Below are 25,523 nucleotides of genomic sequence, written 5' to 3'. Positions count from 1 at the left end.
TGATGCTCCACCCCTGACCTGGTCCGTGCAAACGTCGGTCAGCATATCCGGGCGGGTCGGCACCCTCGGCGGACGTGCGTCTCGGGCCCGGTGGGACCTGGGTGGCACCGGCCCGCCGCCGTTCGGTTTCGCGGACCGCCCTTCCGGGTCCCCGGAGCCCGGTAGCCTCGGGATCCCTGTGTCCGAGCGGCTGATCCGGGAGGGGAGTCGGGGCGAATGGTCAGTTTCTTCACCAGGCAAGGCGATCGGCTGGTCGCGGAGAGGTTGGCGGTCAGTCATTGGGCGCCGACGCAGTTGGGTGGGCACGCCGTGTGCGGTCTGCTTGCCCGGCAGCTCGAAACCCATTGTCCTGCCGGATTCGTCCCGGCCCGGATGACGGTGGACCTCTTCCGGCCCGTGTTGAACGCTCCGATCGAGGTGCGCAGCGAAGTCGTGCGTGAGGGGACGCGGATCGCCGTTGCGGATGCCTCGATCGTTCAGGACGAGCAGGTACGGGCGCGTGCGTCGGTGGTGTTCCTGACTCCCGGTGCGGAGCCGGCCGGCCGGGTGTGGAGCGCCGCGCCGGACCTGCCGTTGCCACCGGAAGGGTGTGTGTCCCCGCACGGTGCCCCGCCGCTCTTCAAGAGTGGTGGTCGTGACTGGTCGCCCGACTACGCCGCGAACCAGAACGCGGACCGCAAGACCTCGTGGCACAGTCTTCCTCCGCTGGTGGCAGGGGAACCGATCTCGCCGTTCCAGCGCGCCGCGGTGCTCGGCGACACGACGAACCAGGTGTGCCACTGGGGTTCGCACGGTGCCGGCTACATCAACACGGACATGACGCTGACGCTGTCGCGACTGCCCGTCGGCTTCGAGCTCGGTCTCCGCGCCGACAACGCCGTCGCGGCCGACGGCGTCTCGATCGGCACCGCGACCCTCTACGACCGCACCGGACCGCTGGGGACCTGTGTCGTCACCGCGTTGTCCAACGCCCGCAGGCAGATCGATTTCACGGCGCCGAGGCCGGTCTGAGGTCCGCCGTGGAACCGCCTGTCGCGGCGGCCAAACGGTGATGGAAGGTGGCGAGAAGGACGGCACCCACCGCCACGGGCAGAAAGTACGGGTAGACGACCACCACCGGAGTGGTGGACGGGCCGATGGTGTTCATCAGCGCCAGCGCCCCCAGCAGCGGGCAACCGGCGAGACCAGCGGCGGCGGCCCAGGCGACGGCGCGCCGGGGGACCGCGGCCGGGGCCAGGCAGAGGACGACGGGGACGGCGAGCACGGCGATCAGACCGAAGCCGAAGTAGGCCAGCGCCGAGGCCGCGCACTCGGCGGGGGACTCGATTCCTCCGGGGTTGCCGACGGCGAAGTGGCCGAGTTCGCAATCGGTGAACTGCAGCATCGGCTCGCGTGCGACCACGACGCCGAGGACGGCCGCGAGGATCGCGAGGACCACCCATTCGGCGCGCAGCAGGATCATTCGGCGATCCTGCCACGGCGCCGCACGGGACGGTCAGATCGACGCGCGTCTCTGCGGTCGTCGGACCAGCGCGCGTCTCCCGGTCGTCAGACCAACGCGCGACCGGTGCGGATCCGCCACCGCAGATCGGCCATCAGGTAGTTGTAGGGGAACTCGCGAACGATGCCGGGCAGGAACCGGTTGACGGTCGCGATCGCCTTCATCAGGCGATCGAATCGGCGCTGGTCCCGGCTCGTCCAGGAATAGTGCATCTGGTCGCGGAACTCCTGCGGGAGAAAGCCTTTGGTGATGAACAGGTTGAGCGGTCCGAGCAGCTTCGCGAGGATCGGGTTGGCGAACCCGGCGCGGGCGATGATGTCGAGGTGGGCGCGAACCGCGTCGTCGATGGACACCTTCTTCATCGCCTCGGTCCAGTACTCCTCGAACGCGTCCCGATTCTCGGGCCACATCTCCTGCTTGACCTGCAGTGTCGTCCCGAACACTGCGCCCCGCTGGTAGTAGTACTCGCGCTCGGCGGGGGTGTACTCGCCGCGCAGGACGCGATGGGTGTCCTCGAATCCGCGGTAGATGCAGGCCGCGACCCACAATTGCAGCTCCGGATCGAACGCGTTGTACTCGACCGGGCTGTCCTCGTTGGACCGGACCTGTGCGTGCGCGCGGTTGACGCCGCGGCGATAGAGCCGCTTCTCGTCGTCGGTACCCATCGACGCCACCGCGAGATACTGCAGCGTGGTGCGGCTGCGTTTGATCGGATGGTCGAACAGGCGCCCCGACTCGACCTTGCTCTCCATCACGCCGTAGCCGACGCCGGGCCACGAGAGTTGCATGATGACGTTCGCCGCGCCGGCCATCAGGGAGACGCCGTCGACCTGGGCGAGCACGGGCCCGCCGTCGATCGCCCGCACGGCGGCGCTCCCCCCGGTCGCGGACCGGGCGGACGCGTCCTGCGCCTGCGTTCCCTGTGTCGACGAGTCGTCGCCGGTCACATCCCCATCAGACTGCTCCAGCACCGACATCTGCCCCTCCAGACCGTTCGATTCTCCGCTATCTGATCACGACCGTACTCACATATATGTGGTGCGTCCAGCGGTCGGTGGAAAGATGATCGCCATGACGTCGTCGGCGCGGGTCTACGCGGGAGTGGAGGGCGATCAGCGGCGCGCCGAGCGGCGCGCCCAGCTGATCGAGGCGGGTCTCGACCTGCTCGGTGGACCGGAAGGGGAGTCGACGCTGTCGGTGCGCGGTGTCTGCAGGCACGCCGGCCTCGCGACCCGGTACTTCTACGAGTCCTTCGCCGACCGTGACGCCCTGACGGTGGCGGTGTACGACCACGCCACCTCGCGCATCGCCGAGTCCACGCTGGAAGCGGTCGCCGATGCGCCGAAGCAGGAGCGGGCACTGGTGCGCGCCGGCGTCGCGACCATCGTCCGCGAGATCTCCGAGGATCCGCGCCTGGGCAGGCTCGTGTTCTCCGGCCCGGTCACGTCCGTTCTGGCACAGCGGCGGCTGGAATCGGCCCGGATGTTCGTCGGACTGACCACCGCTCAGGCGGTGGACTTCTACGACCTGCGGTCGGGTGCCGACGTCGACCTGGCCGCCCACTTCGTCGTCGGGGGCCTGGCGCAGATCCTGACAGCGTGGCTCGACGGCAATCTCGACGTCGCGGCCGATGTGCTCGTGGACCGGTGCACCGACCTGATGCTGGCGGTCGGCACCCTGGTGTAGCTCAGCGCCCGGCTGTGTCCCGGTTCACGCTCAGGGCGTGTGCGAGAACCGGTGTGGTCAGCTCGCGCTGCCACGGTCGGGCGTCACCTTCGGCCAGCGCGGCGTCGACGAAGTCCTCCAGAGCCGAGGCGCTTTCGCCGCGGTGGTCGGCCGGGTCGAAGTCCCAGCACAGCCGGCGGACCAGCTCCGGGGTCAGCAGGTTCTCGACGGGTACGTGCACCCGCTCGCTCAGCGCGGACATCTCGCTGCGGGCCGCGGTGAGTCGATCGGCGGCTTCGGGGTGCTTGCGGGCCCAGCGATTGGCCGGCGGTGGACCGGTGAACGGTTGGGTGAGGGGCGGCAGGTCCGCCTCGGGCAGCGCGCGGGCCCGTTCCAGCGCCTGCAGCCACACCCGCGAGGACCGGCGCTGGCGAGGGCCGCCGAAGACCGGCAGTGCGCGCAGGGCGTCCACCGACCTCGGGTTCGCGCTCGCGGCCGCGACGATCGCCGAATCGGGCAGGATCCGGCCCGGAGCGATGTCCCGTCGGCTCGCGATCTCGTCGCGTGCCTGCCACAGTTCCCGAACCGCGGCGAGCTGCCGGGGTGACTTGAGGGAGTGGATCTGCGAGGTGCGACGCCAGCGGTCGGACTTCGGCTTCGGCGGACCGGCGAGGCGAACGTGCTCGAATTCCTGTGCCGCCCATGCGGCCTTTCCCTGAGCATCGAGCTCGGCGGCCATCGCGTCACGCAACTCCACCAGCACCTCGACGTCGAGAGCCGCGTAGTTGAGCCACGATTCGGGCAGCGGTCGGCGGGACCAGTCGTCGGCGCCGTGCCCCTTGCGCAGTTCGAGGCCCAGCATCCGTTCGACGATCGCTGCCAGCCCGACCCGATCGAAGCCGGCGAGCCGCCCGGCGAGCTCGGTGTCGTAGAGGACGGCCGGGCGCAGGCCGAGCTCCGCCATCCCGGGCAGGTCCTGATCGGCGGAGTGCAGCACCCATTCGAGCGGATTGATCGCCTCGGCGAGCGGGCCGAGATCGGCGGCGATCGGGATCGGGTCGACCAGCACGGTACCGGCACCCGCGCGCCGGAACTGCAGCAGGTAGGCACGATTGGAGTAGCGGAAGCCCGAGGCACGTTCGGCGTCGACGGCGAGCGGCCCGGTGCCTGCCGCGAGGCGGGCCGCCGCCTCCGCGGCCATCCGGGGAGAGTCGACGACCTCGGGCAGTCCGTCCGCCGGGGTCAGGAGGGGGACCGCGGCGTGCGGGGGCTCGGGGTCGCTCGACCCGGACGTGGACGACTCAGCCATGGACAGTGACTTTACGGCTCCACGGTTCGTGGCTGCTGGAGGGTCGTTTTTCGGGGTCGCTTCCGGGATTTCGCGCGCGCCGCGGCGGCCAGGTCGTCGAGTGCCGGCTCGAACGCGTCGGCGAGGTCCCACAGGTGCGGGGCAAGTTCCCGGCACGAGGTCAGACCCACGTTGAGGCTGCCGTCGAGCGACATCACTGTCACGTTCAGGCCGTTGCCGTGGAAGATCGGGCCGAGCGGATACATCGCGGTGATCCGGGCCCCGAGGAGATACAGGGGGACCGACGGTCCGGGCACGTTGGAGGTGATCAGGTTGGTGACCACCGGATGACGCTCCGCGAGACGCAGCGATGCGTACGCCCGCATCACGCCGCCGAACAGGGTGGGGGCCGCGAACTGGGACCAGTCCTGCAGCAGTGTCGCGCCGAGCGACGCGTTGTGCGACTTGACCATCGTGTTGTGGCTGTTGGTCTGCATCAGTCGCTCCACCGGATCGGCGATCTGGGTGCCCAGCTGGGTGAACATCCCCGAGAGCTGGTTGGTGCCCGGCCGATCGGAGAGGTCGTGGACGGACACCGGCACCATCGCCACCAGCGAGCTGTCCGGCAGTTCGTCGCGGGCCTCGAGGTAGCGGCGCAGCGCCCCGCCGACCATCGCCGTGACCACGTCGTTGACCTTGACGTCGAAGGTGTTCTTGACCAGCTTCACCTTCTCGAGGTCGAGTTGTGCCCAAGCGACGGTGCGGTGCCCGGTGATCGCGCTGTTGAAGGAGGTTCGCGGCGCCGTGAACGGCGCGGGCATCGCCTCGCCGCGGCGTGCCCGGCGGATCCACTTGGGCAGCAACGTGACTCCGCCCGGCAGTGCCCGCGCCACCTTCAACGGCCGGGTGGCGAACCCGATCAGCCCGCTGACCGCCAGGTCGAGGGTGCCGCCGGGCCCCGCGCCGCGCTGCTCCGGGTCGGGTTCGGGCCGGGGCGCGTCGGGGGTCAGGCTGCACAGCTGGGCGAGCACCATCGCGGCGGTGACGCCGTCGACGTTGGCGTGGTGCATCTTCGTCATCAGCGCGACCGACCCGTCCGCGACGCCTTCGATCACCCACATCTCCCACAACGGGATCGTGCGATCCATCTGCTGACTGGCGATGTGGCCGCACAGTTCCTCGAGTTCGTCGCGACCGCCCGGCGCGGGTACCGCCACCCGGTGCAGGTGCCGGTCGATGTCGAAGTCGGTGTCGTCGATCCAGGCCGGATGGTCGAGGTTGAACGGCGAGTCGTACAGCTTGCGGCGGAAACTCGGCATGTCGCGCAGGCGATCCGCCAGTTCGGCCTTGAAGGCGGGATAGCTGTAGCCGCCGGGGACGGTCGAGACGTCGAGGATCACAAGGCCGCACACGTGTAGCAACTGTGTGGGTGTCTCGAGGTAGAGGAACGTGGAATCCAGACCGCTCAGTCTCTCCATCGGTACATGCTAAAGCGGGTGCCGGCGTGTGGACCGGCGAACGGACAGGCGGTGACCGATGCCACCTCAGCGACCGAGTTGGGTGATCCCGGCCGGGGGCAGGCCCGCAGCGGCCGCGAGTACCTCGCAGAACGCCTCGACGTGCGGGGCGAGCGATGCGGTCGCGGCGGTCCAGGACGCGCGCAGTTCGAGCTGGTGCGCCCGCGGGGGTCCGGCGATGTCGCCGTAGCGGACCGAACTGGTCGCGGTGACCGTGCCGCCGAGCGCGGTCACGTGCTCGTGGTGGGCGTCGAGCGCGTCGACCAGCCAACTCCACGCCACCTCCGGGAGCAGCGGGTCGGCGGCGAGGTCCGCTTCGAGATCGGCCTGGATGTACGCGACGAGCCGCATCGTGCCGTTCCATGCCTCGTCCCCGGCCGGGTCGTACAGCAGGATCAGCCGCCCGAACGCGTCACCCTCGGATTCCTCGGAGACGATGTCGGAGTCCGGGTGCCGGACCTCCGCGCCGATCGCGTAGCTGTACGGGGCCAGCCGCTGGGGCGGGCGGATGGGGCCGATCTCGATCTGCGGATGGACCGATGCCGTGTGCATCGACTCGACGGCGCTGCGGAACTGCGCTGGCTCGGCGTTGGGTCCGGACATGGTCACCAGTCGGACGGTAGACCGGTCCCGACGGGCCGCGCGGTAGGCGCGCCGGTCCGGGGGTGAGCCCCGGCAAATAAAACTGTCGTCTGACAGGTATTGCGGAAAAGATTCGGGCCGAGACGTGCGGTAATAGCGCGTAGCGTGCGATCGAAGGTCGGACCCGAGGTCCAACAGTGGAGGTGCGTCGAGGCGGCCACCGTGCACCGTCGCGCCGGTCGAGTGGGCCGCCGTCTTTGGGTGTCGCACGCGGGCGTCTGGCAGCATGGCCACCACAGGACGAATCGGGCGACGAGCGTTGGGACACATGAGCGATCTGGAAGACACGAATTCGGCGATGGCCACCGGGGCGCGGTATCCGTACCGCAGGCGCCTGACCGACGCACCGCTCCTGGCGGCCGCATCGGGTCGCCGGCCCGTCCACCGTCCGGTGTGGTTCATGCGTCAGGCCGGGCGTTCCCTACCCGAGTACCGCGAGATCCGCGCAGGCATCGGCATGCTCGAATCGTGCTTCAACCCCGAACTGGTCTGTGAGATCACCATGCAGCCGGTCCGTAGGCACAAGGTCGACGCCGCGATCCTGTTCTCCGACATCGTGGTTCCGCTCAAGGCCGCCGGGGTCGATCTCGACATCGTCGCCGGCACCGGCCCGGTCGTGGCGAACCCGGTGCGCACCGCGTCCGACGTCGCGGCGTTGCCCCGGCTGCGTCCGGAGGAGGTCGGCGCGGTCACCGAGGCCATCTCGCTGCTCACCACCGAACTCGGCGGCACCCCGCTGATCGGGTTCGCGGGCGCGCCGTTCACGCTGGCGTCGTACCTCGTGGAAGGCGGCCCGAGCCGCAACCACGAGCGCACCAAGGCGTTGATGCACTCCGACCCGAAGACCTGGCACGCGCTGCTCGGCGCCCTCGCCGACACCACCATCGCCTTCCTCAAGGCGCAGCTGCACGCCGGCGTCGACGCGATCCAGCTGTTCGACTCGTGGGCCGGAGCGCTGTCGCTGGCCGACTACCGCACGTTCGTGCTCCCGCACTCGCAGCGGGTGTTCGCCGAGATCGCCGAGGCCGGGGTGCCGCGCATCCACTTCGGGGTCGGCACCGGCGAACTGCTCGGGGTGATGGGGGAGGCCGGCGCCGACGTCGTCGGCGTCGACTGGCGGGTCCCGCTCGACGAGGCCGTCCGGCGGGTCGGACCGGGGAAGGGGCTGCAGGGCAACCTCGACCCGGCCGTGCTGTTCGCGGGCTGGCCTGCGATCGAGAAGGAGGTGCGCCGCATCGCCGGGGAGGCCGACCGGGCCCTCGCGTCCGGCGCCACCGGGCACATCTTCAACCTCGGCCACGGCGTGCTGCCCGACACCGATCCGGCGGTCCTGACCGACGTCGTGGAGCTGGTGCATTCGCTGTGACCACCGTTGCGGTCGTCGGGGGCGGCATTTCCGGACTCGCCGCGGCGTACCGGCTCCGGACCCGGCTCGGCCCGGACGCCCGGATCCTGGTGCTGGAGGAGTCCGACCGGTTCGGCGGAAAGCTGCGCACCGTCCCGATCGCCGGTGACCCGGTCGACGTCGGCGCCGAGGCGTTCATCGCGCGCAGGCCCGAGGTGCCCGCGCTGCTCGCCGAACTCGGCCTGACCGATCAGGTCGAGAATCCTTCGGGAGCACGACCGCTGCTCTGGGCGGACGGCCGGCTGCACCCGCTGCCGACCGGCACGCTGATGGGCATCCCCGCGCGGGCCGATTCGCTGGCCGGTCTGGTCGACGCCGCCACCCTGGCTCGGATCGAGGGCGAACCGTCCACGCCGCTGCAGTGGGACCGCGGCAGCGACGTCTCGGTCGCGGCCCTCGTCGGCGCCCGCTTCGGTGAACAGGTGGTGCGCAGGTCCGTCGACCCACTGCTCGGTGGCGTGTACTCGGGCCTGTCCGACACCGCGAGTGTCCGGGCCGCGGTCCCGGCGCTCGCCGCGGCACTCGACGCGGGCGCGACGAGCCTGACCGAGGCCGTCCGGACGGCATTGCCACCCCAGTCGGACGCGCCGGTGTTCGGCACGCTGCGCGGCGGCTACGGGGTGCTGCTCGACGCCCTGCGGACGGCGTCGGGTGCCGAGTTCCTCGATTACACCCCCGCGACCGGCTTGCGTCCCGCGGGCGACCGCTGGTCGCTGGATCCGGTCGGTGAGGTGGACGGGGTGATCGTGGCACTGCCCGCGGACCGGGCCGCCACCCTGCTCGCGGACGCGGCATCGGAGGCGTCCGCGCAGGCCGCCCGCATCCCGCTCGCGTCGTCCGTCGTCGTCGCCCTTGCGCTGCCGAAAACAGCTGCGCTGCCGGAGAACTCGGGGATCCTCGTCGCGACGGGAGAGGATCTCGCGGCGAAGGCGTTCACGCTGTCGTCGCGCAAGTGGCCGCACCTGGCGCAGCGCGAGGTGACGCTCGCCCGCGCGTCCTTCGGCCGGTTCGGTGACGCGGCGATCGTCGACGCGGACGACGACCAGTTGATCACCCTCGCCCGCGCCGACCTGGCGACCGTCACCGGGGTCACCGACCAACCGGTCGCCGCGTTCGTCCAGCGGTGGCACGGAGGGCTCCCGCAGTACCGCGCCGGGCACCTGGAGATCGTCGACCGCCTGGAGGCGGCGATCGCGGGAGTCGACGGCATCGAGATCGCGGGCGCGATGCTGCACGGCGTCGGCGTGCCTGCCTGTGTCGCCTCCGCCACCACGGCGGCGACGCGGCTCGCGGCGCGGGTGGCAGGATAGGGCCATGGCACGCCTCGATTACGACAAGCTCAATTCCACCCTGCGCTACGCGATGTTCTCGGTGTTCCAGGCCCAGCCCGGTGTCCTCGGTGACGACCGCGCCGCCGCGGTGAAGAACGCCCAGGACTTCTTCGACTCGTTCGAGGACACGGACGTCGTCGTCCGTGGCATCTACGACGTCGCCGGCGTGCGCGCCGACGCGGACTTCATGATCTGGACCCACGCGGAGAAGCTCGAGGATCTGCAGAAGCTGTACGCCGACTTCCGGCGGACCACCGACCTGGGCCAGGCGAGCGACCCGGTCTGGTCGAATGTCGCACTGCACCGTCCGGCCGAGTTCAACAAGAGTCACGTCCCCGCGTTCATCGCCGGCGAGGATCCGGGCAACTACATCTGCGTGTACCCGTTCGTCCGGTCCTACGAGTGGTACCTGCTGCCCGAGGCGGAACGCCGCACGATGCTCGCCGATCACGGGAAGGCCGGGCGCGGCTACCCGGACGTGCGCGCCAACACCGTGCCCGCGTTCGCGCTCGGCGACTACGAGTGGATCCTCGCGTTCGAGGCTCCCGAACTCGACCGGATCGTTGACCTGATGCGTGACCTGCGCGCCACCGAGGCCCGCATGCACGTGCGCGAGGAGACGCCGTTCTTCACCGGCCCGCGCGTGTCGGTCGAGCAGCTGGTCAACTCCCTGCCCTGAGGGACGCCCCGGCGGCCGGGACGGATGGATGCCGTTTCCGGCCGCGCCAGGGCCGTGATGTGACATTCTCCGTGGTGGAACGACGGCGGTACCCCACCTGCATGGGCTGAGGTGCCGTCGTCGGGTGTACAGGGCAGGCCACCACGGAGGGACCCACCATGTCGCATCGCTTCTCCCAGGTCACCAGGCGATTGAGCGTCGTTCTCGCTCTCGCCGCAGTGTTCACCGCCGTGGCACCGGCGGCGGCCGCACCGAACAACGGCGCCCCGCCGGGCGAGCCGAACAACAAGAAGGTCACCGTGATGACCAGGAATCTGTACCTGGGCACGGGGCTGACCGACATCGTGACCGCGACGACGTTCCCGCAGTTCGTCGAGGCGGTCACCCGGGCCCGGCAGAACGTGATCGACACCGACTTCCCGGCGCGCGCCGAGGCGTTGGCGACCGAGATCCAGCGCAGCGGCCCCGATCTGGTCGGGCTCCAGGAGGTCTCGCTGTGGCGGACCCAGACGCCGTCGGACCTCAACGGGCCGAACGCGACCACCCCGTTCCAGGACTTCCTCGCGATCCTGCAGACCGAACTCGCCGAACGCGGCCTGTCGTACACCGCGGTCGCGACGTCGACCAACGCGGACGTCGAGGCCCCGTACCTGGACCCGGCCGCGCCGGTGAATCCCGCGGTCGGCCTGCCGCTGTCGGACATCCGGCTCACCGACCGCGACGTGATCCTGGCCCGCTCCGGGGTGGCCACGTCGAACCCGCAGAACGGCCACTACGCCGCGCAGCTCACCGTGCCCACCGCGGCCGGTAGGCCGGTGACCTTCACCCGCGGCTGGACCTCCGTCGACGCGACCGTGAACGGGGCCGCGTTCCGGTTCTTCAACACCCACCTCGAGACCGAGTCCCCGGCGCCGGCCATCCAGGTCGCGCAGGGCGCCGAGGCGCTCGGAATCGTCAACTCGAGTCCGCTGCCGGTGATCGCCGTCGGCGACTACAACTCCGATGCCGCGGGGACGACGACGCCGACCTACGCGAACCTGATCGCCGGAGGTCTCGTCGACGCGTGGCCCGCCGCCAACCGCTCGGCGGCCGGACAGACCTGCTGCCAGAACGAGCTGCTGACGAACCCGGTCTCGGAGAACGGCACCCGGATCGATCTGGTCCTGACCAAGGGCGACTGGCAGGCCAAGAATGCGACGTTGGTCGGCGCGGAGCCGTTCCGTGCCTCACCGGCGCCGCTGTGGGCGTCCGATCACGCGGGCGTGGTGGCCGAGCTCAAGCTGAAATAGGGGCCGGTGGCACACTGGCCACCGTGACTTCGGAGCCGGTACGGCGCCAGCAGATGGCGCACTGGGGGATGTTCGAGGCGGAAGCCGTCGACGGTGACGTCATCGCAGTGCACCCGTTCGCCGGTGACGCAGACCCGTCGCCGCTGCTGGCCAACGCGATCGGTTCGGTGCGGCACCGGTCCCGGGTCGCCGGGCCTGCGGTGCGCCGAGGCTGGCTCGAACGGGGCCCGGGGCCGTCCGATCGGCGTGGTGCCGACGAGTTCGTCGCCGTGTCCTGGGCGGAGCTGACCGAGCTGCTTTCCGGGGAACTGCGCCGGGTGGTCGACACCCACGGCAACCGCGCGATCTACGGCGGCTCGTACGGCTGGTCGTCGCCCGGCCGGTTCCATCACGCGCAGAGCCAGGTGCACCGGTTCCTGAAGATGCTCGGCGGCTACACCCGCTCCGAGAACAGCTACTCGCTCGGCGCCACCAGCGTGATCATGCCGAGGGTGATCGGCACCCACTGGAAACTGTTCGCCCGCGCCACCAACTGGGACGTCATCGCCCGCGAGACCGACCTGATGGTGTGCTTCGGCGGCGTGCCACTCAAGAACACCGCCGTCAACGACGGCGGCACCAGCAACCACCCGACCCGCGGCGCACTGGACGCGCTGCGCGCCCGCGGCGGTGAGATCGTCTCGATCAGCCCGCTGCGCGACGACATGCACGGTGCGGCGCGGTGGCTGGCGCCGCGGCCCGGCAGCGATGTGGCGATCATGCTGGCGCTGGGCCATGTGCTGGCCACCGAGGGGCTGGCGGACCGGGCGTTCCTCGACCGCTACACCGTCGGCTACGACAAGTTCGAGGACTATCTGCTGGGCCGCAGCGACGGCGTCGCCAAGGATCCCGCGTGGGCGGCGGCGCTGTCCGGCCTGCCCGCGCAGACGATCGTGGACCTCGCGCGCCGGATGGCCGCCGGCCGCACCCTGGTGACGGTGACGTGGTCGCTGCAGCGGGTCCGGCACGGCGAACAGGCACCCTGGGCGGGCGTCACCCTGGCCGCGATGCTCGGCCAGATCGGCCTGCCCGGAGGCGGCTTCGGACACGGCTACGGCTCGATGAACGAGCCCGGCCTCGCCCCGGTGCCGTACCCGCTGCCCACCCTGTTCCAAGGCCAGAATCCGGTGCCGGATTCGATTCCGGTGGCCGCGATCTCGGACCTGCTGCTGAACCCGGGGCAGGAGTACGACTACAACGGCGAACGGCGCACCTTCCCGGACATCCGGCTCGTCTACTGGGCCGGCGGCAATCCGTTCCACCACCACCAGGACCTCGGCCGGTTGCGCCGGGCTCTGGCCCGGCCCGAGACGATCGTCGTCCACGATCCCTACTGGACGCCGATGGCCCGTCATGCCGACATCGTGGTCCCCTCGACCACCGCGCTCGAACGCGACGATCTCTCGTGCACCCGCAACGACCCGCTGCTGGTGGCGATGCAGGCCGCCACGCCGAGGTATGCCGACGCGCGTGACGACTACGACACCTTCTCCGCGTTGGCGCACCGGCTCGGGTTCGGGCACCGCTTCACCGAGGGCCGCACGTCGGGGGAGTGGCTCGAGCACCTCTACGAGCAGTGGCGCAGCTTCGTCCTCGCGGACGGCGGTGAGGCACCCGGGTACGACGAGTTCCGGTCCCGCGGTCACGTGGAGATGCGCACCGAGGACGGCCTGACGCTGCTCGAGGACTTCCGCGCCGATCCGGATCGCAACGCGCTGCGTACCCCGAGCGGGAAGATCGAGATCTTCTCCGTCGACATCGACGGCTTCGGATACGACGACTGCGCCGGGCACCCCACCTGGTACGAGCCGCAGGAATGGCTCGGCGGTGAGCGCGCGGCGACCTATCCGCTGCATCTGATCGCGAACCAGCCGCGCACCCGCCTGCACAGCCAGCTCGACCACGGGCGTACCAGTCAGGCGTCGAAGATTCGCGGGCGAGAGCCGATCCGTATGCATCCCGATGCGGCGGACGCGCGGGGTGTCGCCCCAGGCGACGTGGTGCGGGTGTTCAACGACCGCGGCGCGTGCCTGGCGGGTGTCGTGCTCGACGCCGAGATGCTGCCGGACGTGGTGCAGCTGTCGACGGGGGCCTGGTACGACCCGCTGGACCCGGCCGATCCGAATTCGCTGTGCGTGCACGGCAATCCGAACGTGCTCACCCCGGACATCGGGACATCGAGATTGGCGCGTGGCAGCACCGGCCAGCACGTGCTGGTGGAGATCGAGAAGTTCGAGGGGGAGCTGCCGCCGATCCGGGCCTACGACCCGCCGGTGGTCCGGTCGCCCTGATGCGGCGGATGTGACCGCTCTACGGGATTCTCCGCCCGAATCGTGGTCACGCGAACGGCCCACCCCGCAGGATGGACATGCCGGACGACCTGTCCGCGCCGACATCACGGGAGAGGGCACACACGCCAATGGGGGTTTACGCGGTCACCGGATCCGCATCGGGAATGGGCAACGCGGTCGTCGAGAGGCTGACCGCGGCCGGGCACACGGTTGTCGGCGTCGACATCGCCGGCGCGGACGTCGTTGCCGACCTGTCCACTCCGGAGGGCCGTCGCGCGGCGGCAGAGAAGGTGCTCGCGGCCGCCGGCGGGCGGCTGGACGGGGCGGTGCTGGCGGCAGGGTTGGGACCCACGCCCGACCCGGACCGGCCCCGAATGATCGCGCAGGTCAACTACCTCGGAGTGGTGGAGCTGCTGCAGGCGTGGCGTCCCGCCCTCGCCGCGGCCGGGAACGCCAAGGTGGTGGTCTTCTCCAGCAACTCGACGACCACCACGCCCGCGGTTCCGCGCCGGACCGTGCGCGCGCTGCTGGACGGCGACGCGGACCGCGCAGTCCGTTCGCTGCGGTTCCTCGGCAAGGCGGCCCCGCCGCTCGCGTACGCCGCCTCGAAGATCGCGGTCAGCCAGTGGGTGCGGCGCGCCGCGGTCACCCCCGAGTGGGCCGGCGCGGGAATCCGTCTGAACGCGCTGGCTCCCGGCGCGATCCTCACGCCGCTGCTGGAACGTCAGCTGGCCACCCCGGCCGAGGCGAAGCTGATCAACCGGTTCCCGGTGCCCGTAGGCGGCTTCGGTGATCCCGGCCATCTCGCCGACTGGGCGGTGTTCATGCTGTCGGAGGCGGCCGAGTTCCTCTGCGGCAGCGTGGTGTTCGTCGACGGCGGATCCGACGCCTACTTCCGCCCGAAGGACTGGCCGCGGTCGGTGCCGATCCGCCGGATCGGCGGCTACATGTGGCGGATGTGGGCGTTCTCCCGCCGGTAGCAGCGGCGACCGGCCGCCACCGCGATCCGGTCGCGGCCGCCCGAGAACCCGGCGGCGTGCCGCTGTACGGCGTACGGTGAACGTTCATGAGCCGAAACGGTGCATTTCGGGGACGACGAGACCGAGCACTTCGCGGGCGGCCCGCCCGGCTGGTTCGGGGGCGAACCGCCCGTGCGGCCTGCGCCGCGTTCGCTGTGACACTTCTCCTGGGCGCCTGCTCCGACGACTCGGGTGGCTCGGAGTCGGCGTCCGCATCGGGGACGACGCCCTCCGGAACCGGGACGGCGACTCATACGATCGACCAGGCGACGCTGCAGGCGGCGCTCGAGACGGGCGCGACGGAGTTCCTGTTCCCGGGCGCGGTCGCGTTGCTGCGCACCCCGACCGGCACCGTCACCGCGACCTACGGGACCACCGAACGCGGTGGCGGCGCACCGGCGAACCTCGACGACCACATCCGGGTCGGCTCCAACACCAAGACGTGGACAGCGACCGTGATCCTGCAGATGGTGCAGGACGGCAAGATCGCGGTGTCCGATCCGGTGTCGAAGTACCGGCCGGACGTTCCCGGCGGCGACGGCATCACCATCGAGCAGCTCCTGGACATGCGGTCCGGCCTGTACAACTACAGCGAAACCCCGGAACTCAACGAGGCGCTCGACAACGACCCGCAGCGGGTGTGGACGCCCGATCAGCTGCTTGCGCTCGCCTTCGCGCACCCGCCGTACTTCCCGCCCGGCCAGGGCTACCACTACTCGAACACCAACTACGTGCTGCTCGGCCTGATCGCCGAGCAGCTCGACGGCAAGCCGCTGCCGCAGATCTACCGGGACCGGATCTTCGGTCCCGCGGGGCTGACGAGCACCTCGTTCCCCGACGCGGCTGACACGACGATCCCCACCCCGTACTCGCACGGGTATTTCTTCGGCTCGAACATGCTGACCCTCACCGACCCGGCCCTGCCCGCCGACATGCAGGCCGCGGCGAAGGACGGCACCCTCGCGCCCAAGGACGTCACCAACGCGAACCCGTCGTGGACGTGGGCGGCCGGACAGGGCATCTCCACCGCGAACGACCTCGCGACCTGGGTGGAGGCGCTGGCGGGCGGCAAGGTGCTCGACGCGGACATGCAGGCGAAGCGGATCGCCAGCGTGAAGCCGACCGACCCGAGCAATCCCGAGGCCGCCGGCTACGGCTGGGGGATCGCGAAGATGGGGCCGATGTACGGGCACACCGGTGAGCTGCCCGGGTACAACTCGTTCATGGGATCCGACCCGGAAACGGGTGTCACCCTGGTCGTGTGGGCGAACCTGGCGCCAGGCGCCAACGGCCAGGATCCCGCCTCGACGATCGCGAAGGGCCTGATCGAGAAGATCTACGCGGGCTGAGTTCACAGACCCAGGGCGGCCTGGACCTCGCGCAGCGCGCGGGCGGAGGCCAGCAGACCGTCGGCCTCATCTGAGGACAGCGGGACCTCGAGCGCCCTGGTCGCGCCGCGGCCGTCGACGAGGGTGGGCAGCGAGAGGCACACCCCGTCGATGCCGTGGGCGCCGCGATGCAGCGTCGACACCGGCAGAACGCGATGCTCGTCGCGGAGCACGGCCTCGATGATCCGGGCCGTCGACAGGCCGATGGCGAGGTTCGTCGCGCCCTTGCCCTCGATGATCTCGTAGGCGCTGCGCACCACTTCCGTGGAGATCTCGGCGCACGTGGCCGCGCCGAAGAGCGGCCCGTCGCCCGCGTCGTACCGCAGCGCCGGCACACCGCCGACGGTCGCGCTCGACCACAGGGTGATCTCGGAGTCGCCGTGTTCGCCGACGACCAGGGCGTGCACGTTCTCCACCGCGATCCCGACTCGCTGCGCGATCAGGAACCGGAGTCGTCCGGAGTCGAGCACGGTGCCCGACCCGAAGATGCGTGGTGCCGAGTCGAGCCCGACGGCACGGATCGCGGCGAAGGTGACGATGTCGACCGGGTTGCTGACGAACAGCACCACCGCATCCGGTGACAGGTCGAGCAGGGCGGGGGTGAGTGCCTGCGCGAGTTCGACATTCGCGGCCGCCAGGTCGAGCCGGGACTGTCCCGGCCGCTGCTTGGCGCCCGCGGTGACGACGATCAGGTCCGACCCCGCGGTCACGGCGAGGTCGTCGGAGCCCTCGATCCGGCACGGCGGAGCGAACTGGGTGCCGTGATTGAGGTCGAGCACCTCGGCCCGCACCTTGCCCGCGTTGGTGTCGTACAGCGACAGCGCGTCCGCGGTCCCGCGGATCAGGCAGGCGTACGCGACCGCGGTGCCGACGCTGCCCGCCCCGATGATGGAGACCGTGGACTTGCGGGTGGTTTCCGTCATGGTCCGATCGTCCCCGCCGTCGGGGCTCCGCGCAGTCCCAGTGGCGGCCTACTCGGCGGGAACCAGGCGCAGCGAGATCGAGTTGATGCAGTACCGCTGGTCGGTGGGGGTCGGGTAGCCCTCGCCCTCGAAGACGTGGCCGAGGTGGCTGTGGCAGTTCGCGCACAGCACCTCCACCCGGCGCATGCCGAGCGAGTCGTCCGCGCGCAGGACCACCGCGTCGGTGTCGGCGGGGTCGAAGAAGGACGGCCAGCCGCAATGGGACTCGAACTTCTCCCCGGACGTGAACAGCAACGCATCGCACGCCCGGCAGTGGTACTCGCCGACGGTCTTCGTGTCCGTGTACTCACCGACAAAGGGACGCTCGGTGCCCGCCTGCCGGAGCACCACGTATTCCTCGGGAGTGAGCTTCTCGCGCCACTGCGCGTCGGTGAGCTCGAAGCCGGGTCCGCGGCCGGTGTCGTCGGAGGCCGCGCCGCGGCCGGTGTCGGAAGTCATGGCACCACGCTACTCAGGGTGCGCCGGTTCAGCCGACCGGAACCTTCTCCGGTTCGGGTTCGTCGAACACCGGGTCGATGCCGCGGTCGAGTCGGCCCTCTCGCTTCGCGGTGAGGTAACGGGCCACGAGGACACCGCAGATCACCAGAAGCAGCAGGCTCCAGCCGAGGGTGGTCTTCATGTACTCCGCCGCCCGCCCGGTCGCCGGGAAGCGGCCGGACAGCCAACTGTCGAACGTCATGAACCCGTACACCGCCAGCCAGGCCGGCCAGTTCCGCATCACCGAGTTGCGGAGCACCACGCTCATCAGCAGCGGCAGGAGCATCATCGAGTAGTACATCTGGCCGAGCGAGCCGATCAGGAAGTATGCCGTCATCAGCACGCCGGTCGCGGTGGTGAGGAAGAACAGCCGGTCCTCGCGGTAGTAGCGGTACAGCAGCCACAGCGACACCAGCACCACCACCGCGAAGATCGCCCGCAGCGCCAGGATCATCCAGGTCGGCAGGTCGTAGTAGGCGCCGTTGCCGACGATCGCCGAATTGAAGTAGTCCCGCGACTCCATCAGGTACGGCAGCGTGTGGTGCACGAACTCCATCGGGTCCGCGGACAGCGGCCACGCAATCGCCGTCAGCACGAGTGGGACGCCGACCGCCGTGACGAGGGCACGCCACTGCTTCGTCACCAGTGGCAGCAACAGCAGCGGTGCGAGAACGGGTTTGATCGCGAGTGTCAGCCCGATCGAGACACCGGCCCAGGCGTCCCGGCGACGCAGCAGCAACAGTAGGAACGCCACCTCGCCGAGGAGGATCAGCCCGTTGATGTTGGTGAAGACGAGCGTGTTGGTGACGGTCTCGCTGGCGAACATGCCGAGCAGCAGGATCGGCGCGGCGACGGAGTCGAGGGCGAGCCCGAACATCTTCAGCAGCAGGTAGCCGGCGATGATCACCGCGACCGCGTTGCCGAGGATGAACAGCCAACGCGACCGTTCCGGGTCGATGATCGCGATCGGCGAGAGCAGCAGGGTGCCGCTCGGCGCGTACAGGTAGTGCGGGTCGACCCAGTTGAAGTTCGCGGTGTACACCGGCTGCCGGTTCAGGAACGCCAGCGCCGCCTTGTACACCGGCGTGAAGTCATCCGTGCGGGCTCCGTTGACGGCCTTGACCAGCACTCGATGCAGCACGGTCATGATCGCCAGCGGCCACAGCGCGAACTTCACCACCTCGGCTGTCGTCCGGGCGGTGCGTGGTTCGAGCTGTCGAAGGAACACCGGTGGCACGGTACCCGACCGGAGGGGGTGAACCACCCAAGACACCCACCTCGAACTCAGCCCGGGCAGGCTCCGCCGTCGGGCGGCAGGATCCCGGCCTGCGCGTACCCGGCGACCGCGAGTTGCGCACACTCCGAGTGCGGCAGCGCCGGATGCCCGGATCCGAGCCACGCGATGGTCGCCGTGGGGGTGCCGACCGCCGCGAGCACGCCCGTCGCGGACGAGGAACCGTCACCGGCCACCGGGTCGGCGGCGCCGGCGACGGTGAGGGTGGCTGCCGTCGCGGCATTCGGGGCCGGCGCAGGCGGGGTCGTCGGCCACGATGCGCACAGCAGCAGGTCCAGCGCGCCCTCGGGACCGAACACCGGATACCGCTGACCCCAGTCGGTCATCAGCTCCCGCACCCGACCCGGCGTCGGCCACTGGCGGCCGTCCGAACACCGGGCGACGAACTGTCCGTCGGTGCGCGTCGCGGCGGCGGCCGCGTCGATCCGCCACTGCAGGGCGCTCGTGTCGCCACGGCCGGCGGCCGCGAGCGTGTCCGCGAACTCGCGGACCTGGGTGCCGACGTCGCCGCGCGGGGAACCGAACTGGTCGGTGAGCGCCGTGAGCAGGGCGTTCGCCGAGACCTGCCCGAGATCGCCGCGTCGGGCCCGGTTCGCCAGGTCGGTGACCGCGCCGACCGGATCCAGACCGAGCGCACATTCGAGTGCCACGCACTGCCGGGCGAAGCCTGTCAGGGCCGCCTCGCGGCCCCGCACCACGGACTCCGCGCCCGTCGCCGCGTCCGCGCCGACGACGGAGGGGGAGTCGAGGACCAGCCTGCCCACCGCGTCCGGGTACTCGGACGCGTACGCCAGCGCGACGTCCACCCCGCTGCCCGTCGCGAGCACGCCGATCCGGTCCACGCCCCATGCGCGGCGCAACTGGTCGAGATCATCGGCGGCGTGCGGGGAGTCGAAGGACAGCTCGTGGGGTTGCAGGAAGTCGGTGCACGCGGTGGTGGCGTCCCGGCCGAGCGCAAGGACGGTGTCGACGGCATCGCCGCCGGCGACGGGCGGCGGAGTGAACTGGCCGAGGTCGAGCATCGCGCGGCGCAGCTCCGCGGTCATCGGATCGGTGCACTCGATCGGCGTCGAGGTGCCGATGCCCCGCCGGTCCAGCGCGACCAGTGGTCGGGTCGAGAGCAGCGATCCGATCGGAGCCGCGGCCAGCGCGGCGAGGGTGCCGGTCGAGGAGCGGTCGGCGCCGGACGTCAGGACGAGGGGAGCGGCGTCGGTCGGGGTCTGCGGCAGGCGGGCCCGCAGCGCGCCGAGGGAGAACGCGCCGTGCATCGCACTGGCGGCGTCGACGGGCGCGGCCAGTTCGGCGCACTCGAGGACCAGCCCGGCCGGTCCGGGGCCCAACCCGAGCACGTCGAGTGTCGACTGCGTGCAGTCCCGCCAGTCCAGGTCGTGGACCGGGACGGGCAGGTCCGGCACCGATCCGGGCAGGTCGCCGCTCGGCTCGGTGGTCGCACGGTCGCGGTGTTCGACGACTGCGACGTCGGGCCGCACGCTGGGCCCCGCGCCGCACGCCGTGCACAGCGCGATGACCAGTGCCGCCAACCCCAGTGTGCGCATGCGTCACAGCCTGCCAGGTCGCTCGCGCACCCAGCGGGTCAGCATCGTGCCGTCGTCGTCGGCGAGTACGTGCGCACGGCGCATCGGGCGCGGTGTCGCCGACGGAGACGCCGTGATCCGGCCTGAGGGGCCCGCAACCAGAACCGGTGACGTGGTCAGGCACAGTTCGTCGACGGCGTCGTCCGCGAGCAACTGCCCGAACAGTGTCGGACCGCCCTCGCACAGCACCCGGTGCAGCCCCCGTTCGGCGAGCGCGGCAAGGATTCCGGCGGTCGGGACGCTGCGCTCGCCGACTTCGAGCACGGTGGCCCCGGCCCGGGTGAGGGCGCCGGTGCGCTCGGCCGGTGCCTCGGTGCCGGTCAGGATCAGCGGCGCGACCTCCGTGTCCGTCAGCAGTCGTGAGCTCGGATCGAGGTGCGCACTCGCGGTGACCACCGCGATCGGCGGGACCGGTGCCTGCCCCCGCTCGACGCGCCTGCGGCGGGCGTCGGTGTCCGGGGCCGCGCCGCCGTAGTTCTCGGTCCGCACCGTGGACGCGCCCACGAGAATCACGTCCGCGAGTTCGCGGAGGATCGTGAACAATCGGCGATCTGCGGGCGTGCCGAGCCCACCCGAGGTACCGTCGGTGGCCACGGCGCCGTCGATGCTGGACACGAAGTTCACCCTGATCGACGGCGCGCCACGGTCCGCGGGGTAGGGGTACAGCCCGCGGATCTCTTCGTCGCGGAGTGGTGTGAGGTATCCCTCAATATCGATGCGGCGCATACTGTCGATAACAGCACGTAGATACGCTGTTTACATGCAACAGCGCCTTGTCGATCGTAATCCGGTGGTCCTTGCCGACCAATTGATCGCGCAGATGGTCCCGCCGGCGATGTTCGACGAGGTGAGTTTCGGCTCGTACATCCCCGATCCGAACGAGCCGAGCCAGGCCGCCGCAGTCCGCAAGGCGGAGGAGTTCGCAGGCAAGGTCGCGAAGATTCGCTCCGGCGGCCGCCGCGGTCTCTTCGGCAAGAAGGCGCCGTCGACCGGCGCAGGCCTCTACCTCGACGGCGGGTTCGGTGTCGGCAAGACCCACCTGCTGGCGTCGATCTTCCACAGCTCGCCCAGCCCGAAGGCGTTCGGCACGTTCGTCGAGCTCACCCACGTCGTCGGTGCGCTCGGCTTCAACAACGCCGTCGAGCAGCTGTCGAGCCACAGCGTGCTGTGCATCGACGAGTTCGAGCTCGACGATCCGGGCGACACGATGCTCGTGTCCCGGCTGCTGACCGAGCTCTCCTCCCGCGGTGTGTCGATCGTCGCGACGTCGAACACCCTGCCCGGCCAGCTCGGCGAGGGCCGGTTCGCCGCCCAGGACTTCCTGCGCGAGATCAAGAAGCTCGGCTCGATCTTCGAGACCATCCGCGTCGACGGCCCCGACTACCGGCACCGCGACCTGCCGCCGGCTCCGGAGCCGATCTCGTCGGAGGAGCTGCGCGAGCGCGCCGAGTCCACCCCGGGGGCGACCCTCGACAACTTCGACGAGCTGTGCACGCACCTGAGCACCCTGCACCCCTCGCGATACAACAAGCTGATCCAGGACGTCACCGCGGTGTTCCTCGACGGCGTGCACCCCGCACAGGACCAGTCGGTGGCACTGCGCCTGGTGGTCCTTGCCGACCGTCTCTACGACGCCAGCATCCCGGTGACCGTCTCCGGTGCGAAGCTCGACGAGATCTTCACCCCCGAGATGCTGGCCGGTGGCTACAAGAAGAAGTACCTGCGCGCCACCTCGCGTCTGCTCGCGTTGTCGCGTTTCGAGGTCCCGGCCTAGCCTTCGCACCTACCATCTGCGCCATGACGTTTCGCGTGGTGCAGTGGGCGACGGGTGGGGTCGGGAAAGCGGCGATCGAGGCGGTGCTTCGGCATCCGGAACTCGAACTGGTTGGCTGCTGGGTGCATTCGGCCGACAAGTCCGGGCGGGACGTCGGCGAGCTGATCGGCGGCGACCCCGTCGGTGTCCTGGCGACCGACGACGCCGACGCGTTGCACGCGCTCGACGCCGACTGCGTGATCTACAGCCCGCTCGTCGCGGACAAGAAGGTCGTCGCGTCCCTGCTGGCGTCTGGTAAGAACGTCGTCACTCCACTCGGCTGGTTCCGTCCCGCCGAGCGCGACGCCGCACTCGAGCAGACCGCCCGCGACGCGGGGGTCACATTGCACGGCACCGGCATCGACCCCGGTGGCATCACCGACCTGTTCCCGCTCGCGCTGTCCGCGATGACGTCCGCCGTCACCTTCGTCCGCGCCGAGGAGTTCTCCGATCTGCGCGGGTACGCGGCACCGGATGTGCTGCGGTGGGTCATGCGATTCGGCGGCACGCCCGAGGAAGCCGCGGACGGTCCGATGCTCGGGTTGCTGACCGGTGGGTTCACCCAGTCGCTGCGGCTGATCCTCGACGGCATGGGATTCGACCCGGGCGCCGAGATCCGTACCGGCCACGAGATCGCGGTGGCGACGACGCCCATCGACAGCCCGCTCGGGGTGATCGAACCGGGAGCCGTTGCCGCGCAACGCTTCCGGTGGGACGCCCTGATCGACGGCGAGCCGGTCGCGCGGGTCGCGGTGAACTGGCTGATGGGAGAGGAAAACCTCGATCCGCCGTGGACGCTCGGCCCGGCCGGGGAACGCTACGAGGTGGCGATCGAGGGCACCCCGAGTTCGCTGATGACGTTCACCGGGTTCAACTCCGACGCGATCGCCCGAGCGGAACACCCCGGTCGCTCCGCGGGCTCCGCTCCTGCCGACCCCAACCCCGGCATCGTCGCCACCGCCAATCACCTGGTGAACTCGGTGCCGTACGTGTGCCGCGCGGAACCGGGCATCAGGACCTACCTGGACCTGCCGCTGATGACCGGCCGTGCCCACCCGAAGCTGGGGCCGCGCTAGAAACCTCGCTGCAGGACGAAATCGTGATGCAGTTGGTCACCGACCTTGAAGCGTTTGGTCCCCGCCCGGCCGAAGCCCTGCTTCGCGTAGAAGCGTTGGGCCCGAAGGTTCTCCTGGTTGACGCCCAACCAGACACCGGCGACCCCCGCGCTCCGGGCGTGCTCGAGGGCCGCGGCCATGAGGTGGTGCGACACCCCTTCGCCGTGGTGATCGGGGAGTACGTACAGCTTGCTGATCTCGACGGTGGGCAGCACCGTCACCGCGGCCCGGACGTCCGCATCGTCCGGGAGGCCGTCGACGAGCATCGCGTACCCGACGATGCTGCCGTCGATGACGGCCTTGAGCACCGTCCGGTCGGGCGCGGCGAGGTACTCGGTGAACCGCTGCTCGGACAGCACCGTCGCGAGGAAGTCGTCGACGTCGTCGGCGGTGACCGACGGCGGGCAGGCGAGCGGGAAGGTGACCGCGGCGACGGCGGCGAGTTCGGCGGCGTCGGAGGCGGCGGCGGTGGAGACGGTGACGGTCACAGCTGCGCCACCGTGTCCTTGGCCTGGCGCAGGCTCATCCCGGTGTGTTCGCAGAGCAGTCGCGCTGCCTTCGTCTCCTGGCCCGCGTCCTTCAGTGCCCGCAGTTCCGGCGCGAGGTCGGACCAGCCCCCGCTGGGTGGCACACTGTCGGGCCCTGCGGTCGGAACCCATTCGCCGCGCGTGACGGCGTCGATCGCCGCCTTCGCGTCGGCGAGTCCGAGTCCGGTGCGCTCACGCAGCAGCTTGATGGCATGAACCTGCTGGTGGTCGGCGACGAGGCGTTCGATCCGATCTCGGGTCCCGAGGTCGAGGCCCCGGATGAAGGGGTTGTGCGGGTTCGGGAGTGGGGTCTTGCGGCGAGTCAGCAACCACACGGTGACGACGGCGACGTCGACGAGTACGAGCATCACGATGAGCCAGCCCCAGTTCGGCATGGTGCCAGTCAACCACTACCCGGAGCGGTCAGGGGAAGTCGGTGTCCCGGGTTGCCTCGCTATCCGGCGCGGTCCGCGGAGAACGGAGCCCGCCGTACGCGGTCCGGGTGGAACGCAGGCGCGAGAACGATCAGGGCGACGGCGAACGCGAGTGGGATCGCGAAGCCGACCCTCAGGTTGGACACCGCCGCGACCGCCCCGACGATGCCGCCGCCGATCACCGTGCCCGCGTAGTTGAACAGATTCAGGCGTGCCACGACGGCATCTGTCTGGTCGGGCGGGGCGAGACGTCCGGCCGCGCTGAAGCACAGCGGTGCGACGACCGGTGCACCGAGACCGACGACGAGGAACCCGACGATGGCCATCGCGGGACCGGTCGCGAACACGACCACCAGCAGTCCGATCGCGCCGATGGAGGCGCCGACCCGGACCACCGCGATCTCGCCGTATCGGCGCACCCAGAAGTCGCCGGTCAGGCGGGACACCAGCCCGGCGCCCTGGTAGGCGGCCACCGCGAGGGCCGCGGTGCTCGCACTGGCCAGCAGCAGGTCCTTGAGATACAGCGCGGACCAGTTGCCGACGGCAAAGTCGATTGCGAAGAACAGGGCCATCGCGACACCGAGCGCGAGAAACGGACGCAGCGGCACGGACAGCGGGGCGGCGGGGGAGTCGAACTTCTCGTGACCAGTGACGAGCAGTCGGGGGCCGAGCAGCGCGGTCCCGACCGCGACGACCGCGGCGGCGACGAGCAGCGACACCCCCAGGCTCACGTCGAGTCCGGCGCAGGCCGAGACGAAAAGGGCGCCGACGATTGCACCGACACTCCACACCGCGTGGAACGACGACAGAATCGACCGGCCGTACCGGTGCTGGATCGCGACCGCCTGCATGTTGGCGGCGGCGTCGACCATGCCGAGACCGATCCCGTACACGGCGAAGCCGGCGAAGAATGCAACCGTGTTGTGGGAGAACGAGATACCCGCGCCTGCCACCGCGATCACGGACAGTCCCGCGCGCAACGTGGTCCTGCTCAACGTGCGGGTGGCCACGAACTCGGCGAGCACGCTGCCGACGCCGGCGACGAGCGAGACGGTGACGACGGCGACGACGATCGTCGTGTCCGTGAACCCGAACTTGTCCTTGAACTGGGGGAGCTGGGTCAGCAGGACCGCGAGGAAGAAACCCTGAAGCGCGAACGCCCCCGCGGTGGACACGCGGGCGCTGCGGTGCTCGGGCGTGGGGTGCGTCATCAGGTCGTAAGTGCTTTCGC

General features: G+C 70.4%; 24 protein-coding genes. 11 read left to right on the top strand and 13 right to left on the bottom strand.

Translation table 11 applies throughout. From position 1 onward, the window contains the following. Positions 1-216: 216 nt before the first annotated feature. Positions 217-1,011 (top strand): thioesterase family protein, encoded by a 795-nt coding sequence (locus ACWEPG_RS16720; protein WP_450115941.1) that lies wholly within the window; start codon positions 217-219, stop codon positions 1,009-1,011. Here ACWEPG_RS16720 and ACWEPG_RS16715 read toward each other — a convergent pair. Together ACWEPG_RS16715 and ACWEPG_RS16710 are read right to left on the bottom strand one after the other, a co-directional pair. Further along, positions 989-1,462, bottom strand: coding sequence for a hypothetical protein (locus tag ACWEPG_RS16715; protein WP_450115942.1), 474 nt, complete (start codon positions 1,460-1,462; stop codon positions 989-991). The genes ACWEPG_RS16720 and ACWEPG_RS16715 overlap by 23 nt on opposite strands. A gap of 86 nt (positions 1,463-1,548) precedes the next feature. Continuing rightward, on the bottom strand, positions 1,549-2,313 hold the full coding sequence (locus ACWEPG_RS16710) for an oxygenase MpaB family protein (protein ID WP_450115970.1): 765 nt from the start codon (positions 2,311-2,313) through the stop codon (positions 1,549-1,551). A gap of 250 nt (positions 2,314-2,563) precedes the next feature. Between ACWEPG_RS16710 and ACWEPG_RS16705 the strand changes: the two genes are divergently transcribed. Continuing rightward, complete coding sequence (locus ACWEPG_RS16705) at positions 2,564-3,187, top strand: TetR/AcrR family transcriptional regulator (protein ID WP_450115943.1); 624 nt, start codon at positions 2,564-2,566, stop codon at positions 3,185-3,187. 1 nt (position 3,188) lies between these two features. On the opposite strand, the gene ACWEPG_RS16700 is transcribed toward ACWEPG_RS16705, so the two are convergent. The 3 genes from ACWEPG_RS16700 to ACWEPG_RS16690 all read right to left on the bottom strand — a co-directional run bounded on the left by ACWEPG_RS16700 (position 3,189) and on the right by ACWEPG_RS16690 (position 6,574). Continuing rightward, on the bottom strand, positions 3,189-4,475 hold the full coding sequence (locus ACWEPG_RS16700; RefSeq protein WP_450115944.1) for an HRDC domain-containing protein: 1,287 nt from the start codon (positions 4,473-4,475) through the stop codon (positions 3,189-3,191). An 11-nt stretch (positions 4,476-4,486) separates the two neighbouring features. Next, positions 4,487-5,932 carry a WS/DGAT/MGAT family O-acyltransferase gene (locus ACWEPG_RS16695; RefSeq protein WP_450115945.1) on the bottom strand — a complete coding sequence of 482 codons (1,446 nt, stop codon included), beginning with the start codon at positions 5,930-5,932 and terminating at the stop codon, positions 4,487-4,489. A gap of 66 nt (positions 5,933-5,998) precedes the next feature. Continuing rightward, positions 5,999-6,574: a DUF3000 domain-containing protein gene (locus tag ACWEPG_RS16690; protein ID WP_450115971.1), complete on the bottom strand. Its 576-nt coding sequence runs from the start codon at positions 6,572-6,574 to the stop codon at positions 5,999-6,001. Between the two features lie 307 nt (positions 6,575-6,881). Between ACWEPG_RS16690 and hemE the strand changes: the two genes are divergently transcribed. The 7 genes from hemE to ACWEPG_RS16655 all read left to right on the top strand — a co-directional run bounded on the left by hemE (position 6,882) and on the right by ACWEPG_RS16655 (position 16,015). Further along, positions 6,882-7,979, top strand: coding sequence for a uroporphyrinogen decarboxylase (gene hemE, locus ACWEPG_RS16685; protein ID WP_450115946.1), 1,098 nt, complete (start codon positions 6,882-6,884; stop codon positions 7,977-7,979). Further along, the gene (locus ACWEPG_RS16680) at positions 7,976-9,328 is read left to right on the top strand and encodes a protoporphyrinogen oxidase (protein ID WP_450115947.1); all 1,353 of its coding nucleotides are present in this window, start codon (positions 7,976-7,978) and stop codon (positions 9,326-9,328) included. Before hemE ends, ACWEPG_RS16680 begins: the two co-directional genes overlap by 4 nt. 4 nt (positions 9,329-9,332) lie before the next feature. Beyond that, positions 9,333-10,028: a hydrogen peroxide-dependent heme synthase gene (gene hemQ / locus ACWEPG_RS16675; RefSeq protein WP_450115948.1), complete on the top strand. Its 696-nt coding sequence runs from the start codon at positions 9,333-9,335 to the stop codon at positions 10,026-10,028. Between the two features lie 158 nt (positions 10,029-10,186). After that, positions 10,187-11,317, top strand: coding sequence for an endonuclease/exonuclease/phosphatase family protein (locus tag ACWEPG_RS16670; protein WP_450115949.1), 1,131 nt, complete (start codon positions 10,187-10,189; stop codon positions 11,315-11,317). Between the two features lie 53 nt (positions 11,318-11,370). Beyond that, positions 11,371-13,647, top strand: coding sequence for a molybdopterin-dependent oxidoreductase (locus ACWEPG_RS16665; protein ID WP_450115972.1), 2,277 nt, complete (start codon positions 11,371-11,373; stop codon positions 13,645-13,647). 128 nt (positions 13,648-13,775) lie between these two features. After that, positions 13,776-14,627, top strand: coding sequence for an SDR family oxidoreductase (locus tag ACWEPG_RS16660; protein WP_450115950.1), 852 nt, complete (start codon positions 13,776-13,778; stop codon positions 14,625-14,627). 194 nt (positions 14,628-14,821) lie between these two features. After that, on the top strand, positions 14,822-16,015 hold the full coding sequence (locus tag ACWEPG_RS16655) for a serine hydrolase domain-containing protein (RefSeq protein ID WP_450115951.1): 1,194 nt from the start codon (positions 14,822-14,824) through the stop codon (positions 16,013-16,015). 2 nt (positions 16,016-16,017) lie between these two features. On the opposite strand, the gene ACWEPG_RS16650 is transcribed toward ACWEPG_RS16655, so the two are convergent. The 5 genes from ACWEPG_RS16650 to ACWEPG_RS16630 are packed head-to-tail and all read right to left on the bottom strand — an operon-like array spanning position 16,018 to position 21,129. Next, positions 16,018-16,977 (bottom strand): lactate/malate family dehydrogenase, encoded by a 960-nt coding sequence (locus tag ACWEPG_RS16650; RefSeq protein ID WP_450115952.1) that lies wholly within the window; start codon positions 16,975-16,977, stop codon positions 16,018-16,020. A 48-nt stretch (positions 16,978-17,025) separates the two neighbouring features. After that, entirely contained in the window at positions 17,026-17,475 is a 450-nt protein-coding gene (gene msrB, locus ACWEPG_RS16645) for a peptide-methionine (R)-S-oxide reductase MsrB (RefSeq protein ID WP_450115953.1), read from the bottom strand. Positions 17,476-17,503: 28 nt separating this feature from the next. After that, entirely contained in the window at positions 17,504-18,742 is a 1,239-nt protein-coding gene (locus ACWEPG_RS16640; RefSeq protein ID WP_450134659.1) for a glycosyltransferase family 87 protein, read from the bottom strand. Positions 18,743-18,798: 56 nt separating this feature from the next. Beyond that, a complete protein-coding gene (locus ACWEPG_RS16635) occupies positions 18,799-20,364 on the bottom strand; it encodes an alpha/beta hydrolase (protein ID WP_450115955.1) in 1,566 nt (521 codons plus the stop codon). 3 nt (positions 20,365-20,367) lie between these two features. After that, a complete protein-coding gene (locus ACWEPG_RS16630) occupies positions 20,368-21,129 on the bottom strand; it encodes a pyrimidine reductase family protein (protein ID WP_450115956.1) in 762 nt (253 codons plus the stop codon). Between the two features lie 34 nt (positions 21,130-21,163). On the opposite strand from ACWEPG_RS16630, the gene zapE reads away from it, so the two are divergent. Continuing rightward, positions 21,164-22,177 carry a cell division protein ZapE gene (gene zapE, locus ACWEPG_RS16625; protein WP_450115957.1) on the top strand — a complete coding sequence of 338 codons (1,014 nt, stop codon included), beginning with the start codon at positions 21,164-21,166 and terminating at the stop codon, positions 22,175-22,177. A gap of 23 nt (positions 22,178-22,200) precedes the next feature. Continuing rightward, the gene (locus ACWEPG_RS16620) at positions 22,201-23,292 is read left to right on the top strand and encodes an NAD(P)H-dependent amine dehydrogenase family protein (RefSeq protein ID WP_450115958.1); all 1,092 of its coding nucleotides are present in this window, start codon (positions 22,201-22,203) and stop codon (positions 23,290-23,292) included. Here ACWEPG_RS16620 and ACWEPG_RS16615 read toward each other — a convergent pair. The 3 genes from ACWEPG_RS16615 to ACWEPG_RS16605 are packed head-to-tail and all read right to left on the bottom strand — an operon-like array spanning position 23,289 to position 25,503. Beyond that, entirely contained in the window at positions 23,289-23,819 is a 531-nt protein-coding gene (locus ACWEPG_RS16615) for an N-acetyltransferase family protein (protein ID WP_450115959.1), read from the bottom strand. The genes ACWEPG_RS16620 and ACWEPG_RS16615 overlap by 4 nt on opposite strands. Further along, the gene (locus ACWEPG_RS16610) at positions 23,816-24,253 is read right to left on the bottom strand and encodes a hypothetical protein (RefSeq protein WP_450115960.1); all 438 of its coding nucleotides are present in this window, start codon (positions 24,251-24,253) and stop codon (positions 23,816-23,818) included. Before ACWEPG_RS16610 ends, ACWEPG_RS16615 begins: the two co-directional genes overlap by 4 nt. A 59-nt stretch (positions 24,254-24,312) precedes the next feature. Beyond that, entirely contained in the window at positions 24,313-25,503 is a 1,191-nt protein-coding gene (locus ACWEPG_RS16605; protein WP_452594824.1) for an MFS transporter, read from the bottom strand. Between the last annotated feature and the right edge of the window lie 20 nt (positions 25,504-25,523).

The organism is Rhodococcus sp. NPDC004095, assembly GCF_053604015.1.
Note: the sequence above shows the minus strand (reverse complement) of the source record. Positions and strands in the feature narration are given on the sequence as shown.

Coding starts and splice junctions, on each gene's coding strand:
- ACWEPG_RS16720 (WP_450115941.1), top strand. CDS start 217: ATGGTCAGTTTCTTCACCAGGCAAGGCGATCGGCTGGTCGCGGAGAGG.
- ACWEPG_RS16715 (WP_450115942.1), bottom strand. CDS start 1,462: ATGATCCTGCTGCGCGCCGAATGGGTGGTCCTCGCGATCCTCGCGGCC.
- ACWEPG_RS16710 (WP_450115970.1), bottom strand. CDS start 2,313: ATGGCCGGCGCGGCGAACGTCATCATGCAACTCTCGTGGCCCGGCGTC.
- ACWEPG_RS16705 (WP_450115943.1), top strand. CDS start 2,564: ATGATCGCCATGACGTCGTCGGCGCGGGTCTACGCGGGAGTGGAGGGC.
- ACWEPG_RS16700 (WP_450115944.1), bottom strand. CDS start 4,475: ATGGCTGAGTCGTCCACGTCCGGGTCGAGCGACCCCGAGCCCCCGCAC.
- ACWEPG_RS16695 (WP_450115945.1), bottom strand. CDS start 5,932: ATGGAGAGACTGAGCGGTCTGGATTCCACGTTCCTCTACCTCGAGACA.
- ACWEPG_RS16690 (WP_450115971.1), bottom strand. CDS start 6,574: ATGTCCGGACCCAACGCCGAGCCAGCGCAGTTCCGCAGCGCCGTCGAG.
- hemE (WP_450115946.1), top strand. CDS start 6,882: ATGAGCGATCTGGAAGACACGAATTCGGCGATGGCCACCGGGGCGCGG.
- hemQ (WP_450115948.1), top strand. CDS start 9,333: ATGGCACGCCTCGATTACGACAAGCTCAATTCCACCCTGCGCTACGCG.
- ACWEPG_RS16670 (WP_450115949.1), top strand. CDS start 10,187: ATGTCGCATCGCTTCTCCCAGGTCACCAGGCGATTGAGCGTCGTTCTC.
- ACWEPG_RS16665 (WP_450115972.1), top strand. CDS start 11,371: ATGGCGCACTGGGGGATGTTCGAGGCGGAAGCCGTCGACGGTGACGTC.
- ACWEPG_RS16660 (WP_450115950.1), top strand. CDS start 13,776: ATGGGGGTTTACGCGGTCACCGGATCCGCATCGGGAATGGGCAACGCG.
- ACWEPG_RS16650 (WP_450115952.1), bottom strand. CDS start 16,977: ATGACGGAAACCACCCGCAAGTCCACGGTCTCCATCATCGGGGCGGGC.
- msrB (WP_450115953.1), bottom strand. CDS start 17,475: ATGACTTCCGACACCGGCCGCGGCGCGGCCTCCGACGACACCGGCCGC.
- ACWEPG_RS16635 (WP_450115955.1), bottom strand. CDS start 20,364: ATGCGCACACTGGGGTTGGCGGCACTGGTCATCGCGCTGTGCACGGCG.
- ACWEPG_RS16630 (WP_450115956.1), bottom strand. CDS start 21,129: ATGCGCCGCATCGATATTGAGGGATACCTCACACCACTCCGCGACGAA.
- zapE (WP_450115957.1), top strand. CDS start 21,164: ATGCAACAGCGCCTTGTCGATCGTAATCCGGTGGTCCTTGCCGACCAA.
- ACWEPG_RS16620 (WP_450115958.1), top strand. CDS start 22,201: ATGACGTTTCGCGTGGTGCAGTGGGCGACGGGTGGGGTCGGGAAAGCG.
- ACWEPG_RS16610 (WP_450115960.1), bottom strand. CDS start 24,253: ATGCCGAACTGGGGCTGGCTCATCGTGATGCTCGTACTCGTCGACGTC.
- ACWEPG_RS16605 (WP_452594824.1), bottom strand. CDS start 25,503: ATGACGCACCCCACGCCCGAGCACCGCAGCGCCCGCGTGTCCACCGCG.